General features: G+C 38.1%; 4 protein-coding genes. All 4 read right to left on the bottom strand.

The features are described from left to right. Window positions 1-262 precede the first annotated feature (262 nt). Genes BM130_RS08765 through BM130_RS08750 form a run of 4 tightly spaced genes read right to left on the bottom strand, consistent with a single transcriptional unit; the run spans window position 263 to window position 12,102 of the window. Complete coding sequence (locus BM130_RS08765) at window positions 263-892, bottom strand: SPOR domain-containing protein (protein WP_010527398.1); 630 nt, start codon at window positions 890-892, stop codon at window positions 263-265. 27 nt (window positions 893-919) lie between these two features. Beyond that, window positions 920-3,046 (bottom strand): OmpA family protein, encoded by a 2,127-nt coding sequence (locus tag BM130_RS08760; RefSeq protein WP_010527399.1) that lies wholly within the window; start codon window positions 3,044-3,046, stop codon window positions 920-922. Between the two features lie 35 nt (window positions 3,047-3,081). Beyond that, a complete protein-coding gene (locus BM130_RS08755; protein ID WP_010527400.1) occupies window positions 3,082-4,026 on the bottom strand; it encodes a PorP/SprF family type IX secretion system membrane protein in 945 nt (314 codons plus the stop codon). Window positions 4,027-4,053: 27 nt separating this feature from the next. Beyond that, window positions 4,054-12,102 (bottom strand): T9SS type B sorting domain-containing protein, encoded by an 8,049-nt coding sequence (locus BM130_RS08750; RefSeq protein WP_074964345.1) that lies wholly within the window; start codon window positions 12,100-12,102, stop codon window positions 4,054-4,056. Window positions 12,103-12,738: the final 636 nt, after the last annotated feature.

The following is a 12,738-nucleotide window of genomic DNA, read 5'->3' as shown; positions in this document are numbered from 1 at the left end:
TTTTGACTATTTTAGCTATTTTAAAGCATCAATTTTCTTGACAAATACCTCCAAACCTAATCAAAAATATTAATAGGACAATGAAACGAATGTGGCCAACTTATGGTTGCCACGACAAGAACCTCTATAAACTGCTGTTCATGGGAGTTCCATCAGACCAATGACTAAAGTAAATTTTATACTGATGAATCCAATGTTGGACTAAAATCAATGTAAACCCTTACAATTTAAAAGCAATTAAATTAATTTTCAAACAAAAGATCTATTCAATCCTATATGGTTTATATTTTTCCAATGGCACCAAATAGGCATGTTGATACCCCATATCTTTCACCTTTTTAAGCTGTTGAAGCGCTTCATCACCCTTATAGGCTCCTACCGTATAACGATAAATTCTATCATCCATATAGAATTCCATAACTTCATCAAATTCTTTAAATTCTGAAGTATAAACCGGATACCGGTAGGCTGCCAGCTGTATGGTATAAAGAGTTTGTCCATCGGGCACAAAGGTCGAAGCTGTTTCACTATTTTTTAACCGAAAATGGCGAATATCTACAACGAAACATTCTACATATCCTAAGGCTTTAATTCTAGATATGTTTTGCAATGCTTCTTCCTTTGTATTAAACTGTCCTACTGTATAACGTACATAACCATCGGAACATCGATATTCGTATGCCTTTTCAATATTCTTAAAAAATGAAGGATTCTGAGGCGGTTTCTCCAGTGCCAAAATTTGAATGGCAAAATATGGCTCGGAAATATCACTTACTGCTACTATTTTTTTGGATGAACGCAAATTTGCCAATTTATCTGCTTTAGCTCGAACAACGTATGGCTGAACCAACAAAAACAATGCTACAGAAAAATATTGAATTAATTTAACCATGATTTATCCTTCTAGATACTATTCACTTTAGTTTTTACCCAACATTTTCCAAACAACGACTTCAATTCTCCGGTTTTTCAAATGTTCACTGTCACTACATACTTTCCCACGGAAACATTTATTAACCAAATATCTTTCTCCATAACCCCTGGGGATAACATTAACATCCCCAACTCCATGGTCCATGAGATATTCTTTAGCTTTTTCGGCTACTTTTTGCGAAATCAACAAATTGTTATACTTATTACCACGAGCTTCAGTATGCGAATTCAATTTTACAACCACATTAGGATTATTCAAGAGATAGGCCGCAAGTTTGTCCAGTACTTTTAATCCTTCATCGGTGATATTCTCACCTATGTAAGGAATGACCATAGTTCCAATATCATCCAGCACCACATCATCGAAAACCGGAGTCAGGGAAATGCCATTATTGGATATTTGCTCAAGCTCCATAATATCCACAATCATGTTTTTGCTTTTATACTCGTGCTCCTTACTAATGGATATTTCAAAAGCCTGCCCTTCTTTTCTATACTTATCGGGCAATAATAAATGAACTCTTCCATTTTGGTCTGTCATTCCTTCAACCACGGTTTGGCCGGAATTGTAATCTTTAACTATAACCGATGCATTTTCTATTGCATCACCGTTAAAAGTACTCAATATTTTAGTAGCAAAGGCATCGGGAAAAGCAGATAAATCAGGCACAGGTTCGGTTACAGGCTCGGGTTGAGGATCCGTTTCAGGAACAGGTTCCGAAACCGCTTCTGGCGTTGATTCCGGCACATCAAGGCCACCCATTGGCATCTCTTCAACTTCTACCAAACCATTTTCATCATACAACAAACCACCCATCGGAAGCATTTCCTCGTCACTAGCATTTTGGTTTTCATTATCAAGGTTTCGCGGTTCCACATAAAATATAACATCCTCACCACTACTAATCCGATTAGATGACAAAAATCCTCGGTCAGGGTTATTGGGATCAATCACATAACCAAAATCATCCTTGTTAGAATTAAAAGGTTTCATCATGTTTTGCGGATTGCTCCACTTGGCTTCTCCAGTTTTCTCTGCTTTAAATATATCCAGCCCTCCAAAACCTTTCATACCGTCACTGCTATAATACAGAACATAATCTTTACTTACAAAGGGGAAACGCTCATCTCCGAAAGTATTAATTTGTGGTCCCAGATTTTTAGGTTGCCCGAAGCGCCCATCTTCATACCGCTCTGCAATATATAAGTCGGTTCCGCCATAACCACCTTTCATATTGGAAGCAAAAACAAGGTAACGATCATCTGGAGTTACTGCTGGATATGCACAATCATAATCATTACTGTTAATTGGTAACACCTTTTCATTCACCCAATGTTCCCCATCAAATTCTACAGAAAAGATTTTGATTCTGCTTTGTCCTCCGGGTATTCTTACCGACCGGGTATAGTACATGGTTTTTTGATCGGATGTAAAAGAAATGGCACCAACATGATAATCAAAAACCATATTCTCATCAAATAATCTTTTCTCACCTATTCTGCCATTTTCATCCAATTCGGAATAATAAAGATTCAAAAATTCTTTGCCGTACCTGTCTACTTTACGATTACCATCCTTGTCGCCAGAAGAAGAAGAATAAACAACACCGTTTTTATAATACTGAATACCAAAAGATTGCCCAAAGGTAAGAAGGGTTGAAGGGTTAACATAATAATTGGGATTGAATTCATCATTTTCCAGAGCCCAAACACACGCCTCCATCAATTTATTGATTTGTGATTGGTTCCCCACCTTGTATTGTTTGGTTTTCCGATAAAGATCAATGGCCCTCTGATAAAAACCGTTTTTGTGGGCAGACAATGCATAGTTAACCAAATCTTCGGGCAAGAGGTTGCCTTTTAATTCCTCAAAAGCGACAAAAGCACGCTCAATATCATTCAAATAATAATAGCAATGGGCTATTTTTCTTTGAACATCTACCGATAGCTCTTCGCCAGCATTTTTTGCCTGATTATAGTATTGAAGGGCTTTATAATATTCTTCGTTTTCAAAATACTTATTGCCTCTTCTAATGGTACGGCTTTGCCCCATAACCATTGAAACAGAAATTAGAAAAAGAACTATGAAAGATATAATTTTATTAAGCTTCATACGGCATATTTTTCCAAATAATAGAAAAGGACTGATCAAAAGTAACGAATGGAACGCATTCCTGGTCTGCCGGTAAACGAAAAATCAAATTGCAAACTTATCTCATGGGTTCCGTAATTATTAAACTGGTTCAACTCACTGATTGGATAATCGAAAGAATATCGAACCGTGAACCGATTATTTATAGCGTATTCACACAGAAAAACCATGTCTGAAATGGTTCTATATGACAATCCAAGCCAAAGGCGATCCATAAACAGAACGTTACCTGAAATATCCAATTGTAAAGGTGCTCCATACACATACTTTAATAACATAGTTGGTTTGATCTTTACCTTTTCCATCTCAAACACATAACCACCGTAAAGATAAGAATGCATATTTTTCAAATCAAGCGTATTCTTAAATGCCAATACGTTGGGATCTTCGTCAAACTGATTACTAAAAATTTTGGGTACCGAAAATCCGGCGAAATAGGTTTCGGAATAAAAATAGGCGCCAAACCCAACATTAAATATCATTTTTGACTCTTTCCCATCAAAAACCGGATCGTTAGGATTGCTAATTTCGGCTTTTGTTCCGTCATAAACAAGTGAACTAACACCGGCTTGCAAACCCAAAGAAAGAAATCTTCTATTTCGATCCAATTGAATTTTATACGACGCTGCGGCAAAAGCATCAAAAGTATTGCTAAAACCAATGTGATCATTAACCAATACAAGCCCCACGCCTAAATTGGTTTCTTCGATAGGACTATGAATATTTAAAGCCTGATTCATTGGCGCGCCTTCCATTCCCAACCACTGACTTCTATGAATTAACAGCCCACTAATAATATCCCGCGTACCATTATAGGCAGGATTTAAAAGCCCCTGATTGGCAATATAGTGATTGAATTGATATTGGTCCTGGGCAAACAATGAATTCCCTAAAATAAATGCCAGGATTATAATTACTATTCTGTTTAAATTCTTATTCATTATCATAGGGTTTAGATTAATTCCCTTTTATCGGCGCAACTCTACAAAACCTTGATATTTTTTCGTAATGGGTGTCTCATTTTCCTCAGCATCGACTATTCGTACAGTATAGATGTAAAAGTAAACTCCATTGGGAAGCTCATCACCAATTGTAACCATATTGCTGACATTTGCTCTACCATCCCACCATTTTCCTTCATCACCATAATTATTTGAACGATAAACTAAATTTCCCCACCGATTATATACTTCTAATGAGGCCGATACGGTAGAAGCTTTATCATTGGTTTCTATTATAAATTCATCATTTATATTATCTCCATTGGGAGAGAAAGCATTAGGAATAAATAGCAATTTATCTCCATCAACATCCTTATTTGCGGCAAAAACGTATACTCTTGCGGTATCTATCCGAGATGGAATTTCAACATTTTTAACTATAATTTGTATATCGCTATTATTCCCATAAAATGTTAAGCCTTTTTCGAAAGTTAAAGATGCACTATCATTATTCTGAACTATAGTATAATCTCCAGTAAAATATTTAATAGTGGCTCCTTCATCTTCAACCATCATATCTTTTAAAGAAGGATCAATATAGAATTCATAACTTAATTTCCCTTCATCAATATTACTATAGTAGACTTTAATATCTTGATGACTAATAAATTCACCTTCTTTTAAGTAGATATAAATATCATCAACTGACAAATTATCCTCCCTTATTTTTAACCTATTTGTTATTCGGAATAATGGACATTCATCCGCATACTCACCCGATACGACATAATCTTCGCCCTCTTTAGAAATAATCACCTCACCATCGTCACTTACCCCAAACCGTACATCGTCATTTTCGGCTTGGTTAACCCAATAGGCATTAAAAACATCCTTACTAATGGTATCCAAAACCTCCATGTCGAGATTCAAGGTAAGGTTTCCGTTGTTCATATACTCAATGGAATCAATTCCACTAACTAAATCCTCCCAAAAAATTCCTTTATAGGCATTTTGTAATTCATCGCTTATGTAAGGCCGTACAAAAATTGTATCCGTAAAGGCAGAATAACATCCGGTTTTAATATCCTGACTTCTAATCAGATATTCACCTTCTGAAATATTGGAGAATGTAATGGTATTAACACCAGCATAAATAGAATCGATACTTTCAGCTGAATTTGAGGCCTGATATAAATGATAGAATACGGTTTTGCCGGGTTGACCAGCCAAATCCAAAGAGGTATTTGTTGCGGAATGACAAATGCCGATGGTATCCGATGAAATTGAAGGCACATCAATTTCATCGTTAACAGTTATTCGAATTTTACCTGTTTGGTCGGAACAGCCACTCGCGACACTTCTTATTTCAATATAGTAAGTGCCTGCCCTTCCAATCTTCCATATTATGTAATCACTTGAAATTTCTACTGCATCTTCTTCAGTCCAAATTAAGGTTGTATCATTTGCATCAACAACGATATATTCAAAATAATCCTCAGGATCACTACTGATATCATAATTTACGGATGACGAATCCCCATAACATATCACCGCATCATAATCCGGGATGGTTACCAAAGGCTCTAATGCTTCTATTACTCTTACCGAATCTGCTAAAGGTACTGAACATGAGCCATCATATGAAGCGGTTATCATATAGCTACCTTCAAAGACAGGTCCAAGAACTAAATCATCTGCACTTTCAGTTTTTTCTTCTATTACAATATTGTTATCAGCATCGGTCAATTGATACGTCACATTGGCCTCAGCATTATTAATTATAATCTCAGAATAAGCTTCGGAACTGCAGAAATAGATGGTATCATCATCAACAGATGGTGGTTGAGGTGAACTCATAAACTGCACTTTAACACTATCTTTCATGCTGGAAGTACAGCCTGTATCCATGTTCTTGGCATATACCGTATAAGTACCTCCGGTGCTAACCAAATTAAAGGACACTTCACCACCATCATATCTACCCTCAACACTATCGGTTAAACCTATATTCTCTTCAATAAGATAATATCGCACACTAAATTCCGAACCACTCAAACCAATTTCTGCCCCTCCTTCAGAATCACAGTAATAGCCTGAACCGGTCATTTCGAAGGCCTTAGGCAACGGGTTAAACCGAATATTTACCGAATCCATTACCACCTGGCAACCGGTAAGAGTATCTCTTGCTTCTAGGTAAAAAGCACTGTTGGCACTAACAGGTGGGGAAAAGGTTAACTTACTACCCGTTCCCACAATGGCATCGTAAACCTCTCCTGTTGATCGATATTTAAGCGAATACACAACAGGACCCAAATCACTTCCATTGGTTTCAATAATAGCTGCCCCATCTCCCTGGCATAAGTTATCGTCAGCCACCAGACCATAAACAGTCATGGCACCATCGGTACTTATATCCGGTTTATCTTGCAACCGCACTTCACACCCGTTACTGTTTTCAGCCATAATGTAATAATGGCCATTATTATCCATTATGGAATCGGGGAATGCCACTTCAGCCAGGCCGCTTACTGAAACCGTAACCCTACTACTATATGTGGAATTACCATCCTTCCATAGATAATATGTAACACCATCTTCCGGATTCTCTATAGAAACAACAGCTTTTTCACTTCCACATGCATCGCCTGTAACAGATACAATATCTACTTCAACATTCAATGTAGCATCAGGTGTGTCATATTCAACCACCTTCACGGTATCTTCAAAATACCTCTGACAACCTGTTAAAATATTGGTAGCTAAAATAGTATAAGAAGAAGAATCAGCTACCGGGAAGTTTATTGTTGTGCCGTTGCCTCCATCTATCGAGTCTACAATTAAATCTTTAATTACATCAATAAGTTTGTATCTAACATCTTTTTGGGTATTCTCAATAAATAGATTGGTAAAATCCCCGGAACAGAAACCGGTTTCACCAAGAATTGGTCTATCTTCGGGTAGGGATACAGGCGTTATTGTAACGATATTACCGGGATCAGACTGACAACCCAATTCATTGGTTTCGGCTACAACATAATAATCTCCGGCATCCCTAAACCATTCCGAACCATTGGCATTGTTAACAAAATTAACATCATCTCCGGAAGCATCACCCACATGTGAGGCAACCTCAAGACCATCATGATACAATCGATAGGTAATATTTTCTTCCTGACCGGAAAGTTGAAGGCGTACGCCTAAGTCACCCTCGCAGTACTCATTACCATTCAAAAGACTGTTATTATCGTTTATGGCCATAAGGGTTCCAGCTGAAGGTTTGGGTACCTTATAAACCTTAACTGTATCATTCATCGGGTAAGTACATCCAACTGAAGAATATGCTATTACCGAATAGGTAGTTGTGTCGGACCCTACTTGTATGTAATTCCCTAACTCTAAACGATTGCCGTCACCGGTTATAGTATCAATTGGTGTTCCATCCTGAAGGACAATATATTCAACCCCATTTTCAGAACCTTCAAGGTAAAGCTCAACGCCATCGGCATCATCTTCGCAATAGCCACCGTTATCTTCAGCAGAAAGGTCAAATTGTTGTAAATCATCCCCTTCAATGGTAAAGCTTCCAAACATCAAACTGGCACAACCATTTTCTCCTACGGCTTCTATAGTATAAGTTCCTATAGTACTATAATAGCCATCAAACTCAAATGGATCTTTGTCACCAGTCTTGGTTTTTTGAAGTTGACCATCGATGTATAATCTATATACATACGGTCCCCAAGAATTCAACCCAATTTTATATCCGACACCGGCATTACAGTGAGTAACAACACTATCGCCCGATGCAGGAATAATCTTACCATTGATAGTCATTGTATCAACCTCCGGAAGAGGATATTCAACCACAGTAAAGGTATCGCTTAATTCAAATTCAGATACAAGTTCAGCACGATAAGCCTTAATCCTATAAATGGTACCTGCTGGTGGGGCATTACCCACAACATTCCATATAACGGGAATAGAGCCATCATAAACAACTGAATAATAAGATGTTCCCGAACCATCTACTATTTCATATGTAACTCCATTTTGAGGGTTAATAACTTCAACATCTGCACCAGATTCTCCCTCACAATAAGATGAATTCATTACCCGAACATCCGGCACAGCAACTTTTTCTAGCACGACAACCAGGGTAGTATCAGAAACGGAACATCCTATGTCGTCTATTATGTTAACTACATAATTCCCTGAGTCAGCTATAGAGACATTGGTAATGGTCGTATCGGCGGCTTTACTACTAAAACCATTTGGACCTTCCCAATTAAATTCATATGGTTCAATACCTCCTGAAACATTAACCGACAAAGTAACATCTTCACCTACAAAAACCGGCCCGGTGTTACTAATAGTATCAATAACAAGACTGTTAACAACAACAGTTGTTGATGTATCTATTTTACAACCGTTTCCATCAGTAACAACAACTACATATTCACCTTCATCTTCTTTGGCAATATTAGCTATCGATGGTTCCCTCTGACCACTTGCGAAACTGTTCGGACCACTCCAAAAATATGTAAGTGGATTTGTCCCAGATGCTTCAACAGACAGATTCAATGAGCTGCCTGCACAGAGAGGACTGTTGTTAGTAATAGAGTTTATCACCGGCAATCCATGAACAGTGATATCCAATGTATCCGACAGGGCACTACATCCGTTTTCATAAACTTCAACATAAACGCGGTCGCCATCATTTAGCTCATCCGTAACTAAAATATTTTGAGTGTCAGGTCCTTGTACTGAACTCCATGTACCTGCCTGACTGTCAAATCTGAAGAATTCGTATTGTTCACCTCCGGATGCAGTAAATGTTATCTCCTTATCATTTTCGCAAACACTTGTTGCTGAAGCATCAAGTACAGGTGTTATTTCTATAACATTAACCTCTATTTGAGCAGTTGCAGAACAAGACGTAGCATCATCTGAAACTGTTACTGAATAAGTGCCGTTATGTTCAGAAAATAAAACAGACGGAATCGTAATTTCGTTACCGGTCATCGTAGTTCCGTTTGGCAAGAGCCATTCATAAGAATACGATGTACCACTTCCACCTGTAGCATAAGCTTCCAACTTCAATTCGGCACCTCCACAAATATCCTTTGACGTTTCCCCGGAATTTATGGTTACTGTCGGATTTTCATTGACTGTCAACGTCATATCATCAGGTGCACTTTGACAACCATTATCATCTTCAACAACAACACTAAAAGTTGCCCCGTTATTGGCAAGCTCAACATCACTGCCGGTAAGCGTTAACTCATTCGAAGGACCACTGGAAATTACATTTCCTAATTCATCATACCAAATATAATTAACATAATTACCACTCCCTCCCGAGGCTGTAGCCGTTATGGTTATGTCTTGTCCATCACAAGTGGAAGCATCGTCAAGATTAACGGTAGGAAGAGAATTAACAGACAAATTAGTGTTTATAACTGTAAAACAACCTGTTAAATTATTCGTAACTGTAACAGAAACAGGATAGGTATCTCCAACCGGCGGGAAGTTAGAATTTTCAATGGTGAGAGAAGTACCTGTCTCACCACTAATAACGTGTCCATTATAACTCCATTCATAAGAATAACCGCTACCCAAATCGTCAGCAATGAAAATCGCATTTGCAGCATCTTCACATACAGTTTGTGCCGGAATAGGTGAAAGCGAAGGTATTTCATTGATAGTCAGCTGTGCACTCGCACTAGCGCTACAACTCAACGGACTTGAGGTATCGGTAACCTCCACTGTTACTGTATGGTCGCCTATACTTAAGCCACTTAACGCAACAGCATCTAAGTTAAGTACAGAACCTGTCTCCCCAATCAACTCGGTCCCGTCTATTGACCATTTATAATTTAGTGCTCCACTACCGGTAGCATTCGCCGTGAAGCTGACACTTCCATCTTCACATACTGACTGGTCACCCTCATCTATCGTTACTACAGGGGTATCATATACTTCCAAAAGCAAACTGGCACTGGAGGTACAATGTGCAGTGTATGAATTATCTACGACAATAACACTTATGGTATGGCTACCTACCGAAGGTAAACCAGATGCATCATAACTTAAGGTCGACCCTGTGGCGCCTGGAATGTCAACTCCATCCAATTGCCACTGATAGGTGTAACTCCCACTTCCCGTTACATTGGCCGTATAGGTGACTGAACTACCTTCACACAATTCACTCGGTCCGGTTATCGTTACTTCCGGAACATCATTAATCGTCAGCTGTACACTGGCGGTTTCACTACAACTCAATGGGCTTGAAGGATCTGTTACTTCTATCACCACTGTATGAGTCCCAACTCCCAGACTACTTATTGCAGTTGCATCAAGATTAAGTGTCGTAGTGGTCTCACCTGGTATTTCTGTTCCATCTATATACCACTTATGATTATAAGTACCACTGCTTCCTATCACTGTGGCGGTATAGGTTACGGTCCCATCTTCACATATCTCCTGGTCACCTTCATTTATACTTACTTCCGGTGTATCATATACTTCCAAAAGCAAACTGGCACTGGTGGTACAATGTGCGGTGGATGAATTATCTACGACAATTACACTTATGGTATGGCTACCTACCGAAGGTAAACCAGATGCATCATAACTTAAGGTCGACCCTGTGGCACCTGGAATGTCAACTCCATCCAATTGCCACTGATAGGTGTAACTTCCACTTCCCGTTACATTCGCTGTATAGGTGGCCGTATACCTTTCACACACTTCACTCGGTCCGGTTATCGTTACTTCCGGGACATCATTTACAATTAAGGCCGGTGCATTTGTTGCCTCTGAAGTACACCCGTTTGCATCTGTTACAACAACAGTATAGACATCTCCATCATCATCAAGCGTAGTAGGATTAATTGTTATAGAGGGCTGATCAACAGATGTAAAGGAAGGATTATCAGCTGTTGACCATGTATAAGAATAAGGTGCTGTGCCTCCACTTGCATTAGCATTAATTGTTATGGTTGCACCTTCACAAACTTCAGTGGGCGAAATAGTAGGTGTGGCAACAGGTCCCTCATTTACCGTCACACTTACCGATCTGGTAGCTTCACAGTTGGAAGGATTATTAGTATCAATAATGGTAAGATCATAATCATAAGTTCCCGCATTTCCGACCACTGAGGGATCAGATACAGTAATGGAATGACCGGTTTGACCACTAGAGGGCAATCCTGGCCCATACCAGGTATAAACATAGCCGTCAACGGCAGGATTTCCGTCAAACAGCTGAATATCTTCATTTTGACAAACCGGACCATTGGATTGTGGATCAGGAACAGGATTGGGATATACAGTGACCACCGGATTACCATTCATCCAGGAAATACATTCGGGAGGTGAATTTTTGCGAACAGCACTTACAGCATACGTTCCTGACTGGCTAACATTAAATTCTAGAGGCCCACCGTTAATTACCTGAATATCGGAAAATTCGGGAATTAAATTAAAACCACTTCCGTCATCCCTATAAAGTGAATATAAAAAAGCACTCTCTGTTTGTTCCAAAATCAATGTTGCGCTTTCTGAACTACAAATCTCATCATCACTCCCAAATACAAATGGTGTGGCACTTTTATAAACAACGGTATAATCGGTAATTGACTTAATTTCACCACTTCCTTTTTGTCTAAATGTACCTCTAAACCAAATATCTACTATGTCTAAATATTCATCTTCCACAGAATCCGGATAAAACTCAATCCCGGTATTACGACCGTTCCCAATTGGCTTAAACCAATTGGTATGGACAACCTCTTCAATTGTACCCCCCACTACAGTGTATACTCCCCATACAATAGTATCAGCCCAATCAGGAATTAATTCTGGATCAGGATATATTTCATCAGGGGCACCATTTGAACAATAAGCATCATCAATATCTGAAATTTTCGCTTTTAATCCAAGCAAAATAGGTATTAGGTCCTGTTTAACATCATTTTGGCTTCCTGTATCTCTTCCCTGCCCCAATAAATCATTGCCTGACAGCAAGAATAAACAAACCAACAAAAAAGCGAAAGACTGTAAACCTCTACTCATAATATTTAGTTTAGGGTTATCTGCGTCCTAACCTTATCATCTTATTCAAGGTCATTAATAAGCAAAAATATATTTATTTAATTTCTCTCAAATACTTTTACAATAAGAATTTATCATACTAATGCAATATCCAATTTTTGCCATCAGGCCAAATCGATACAATAGTTTAATTAATTAATTGGAATTATGGCCCTTTAGGCAGATATATTCAGCGCAAATTAAATTGAATTACAATAAGTTAATTAAAATTACTACCGAATTAATTCAAATTTTATAAAATGAAATTAAAGGCTTATGTTATACAATTTAGAAACGCTCTAAATTTTAATTGTTATTTTGTACGCATTCAATCCATTCATTGTTTCAATGGACAGAATAATTCAGGGTTTCGTGCAGCGTTAAAATCAAAAAATAGACTTTCAATAATTTACTTTTAACCGTCTTTTTTATCAATTTATCATCATTTTCAGGCTGTTGGTCAAACACCAAAATCACTGACAAAAGTCAGAAAACAAACATAATCTTACAGAAGAAAAATATTTATCACATTAAAAACATGATTAAAAAACATTGATAGAAGTGCACCTGCAGAAGGGGTATTTTTCAATCTTATGATTGCGAGTTGAATTATTTTCC

It is taken from the genome of Thermophagus xiamenensis (assembly GCF_900112795.1).
In the GTDB taxonomy this organism is placed as follows: Bacteria; Bacteroidota; Bacteroidia; order Bacteroidales; family Marinilabiliaceae; genus Thermophagus; species Thermophagus xiamenensis.
This window is presented reverse-complemented; position numbering and strand designations above follow the sequence as displayed.

Excerpts from the sequence above, each read along its gene's own strand:
- BM130_RS08765 (WP_010527398.1), bottom strand. The coding sequence starts at position 892 with ATGGTTAAATTAATTCAATATTTTTCTGTAGCATTGTTTTTGTTGGTT.
- BM130_RS08750 (WP_074964345.1), bottom strand. The coding sequence starts at position 12,102 with ATGAGTAGAGGTTTACAGTCTTTCGCTTTTTTGTTGGTTTGTTTATTC.
- BM130_RS08755 (WP_010527400.1), bottom strand. The coding sequence starts at position 4,026 with ATGAATAAGAATTTAAACAGAATAGTAATTATAATCCTGGCATTTATT.
- BM130_RS08760 (WP_010527399.1), bottom strand. The coding sequence starts at position 3,046 with ATGAAGCTTAATAAAATTATATCTTTCATAGTTCTTTTTCTAATTTCT.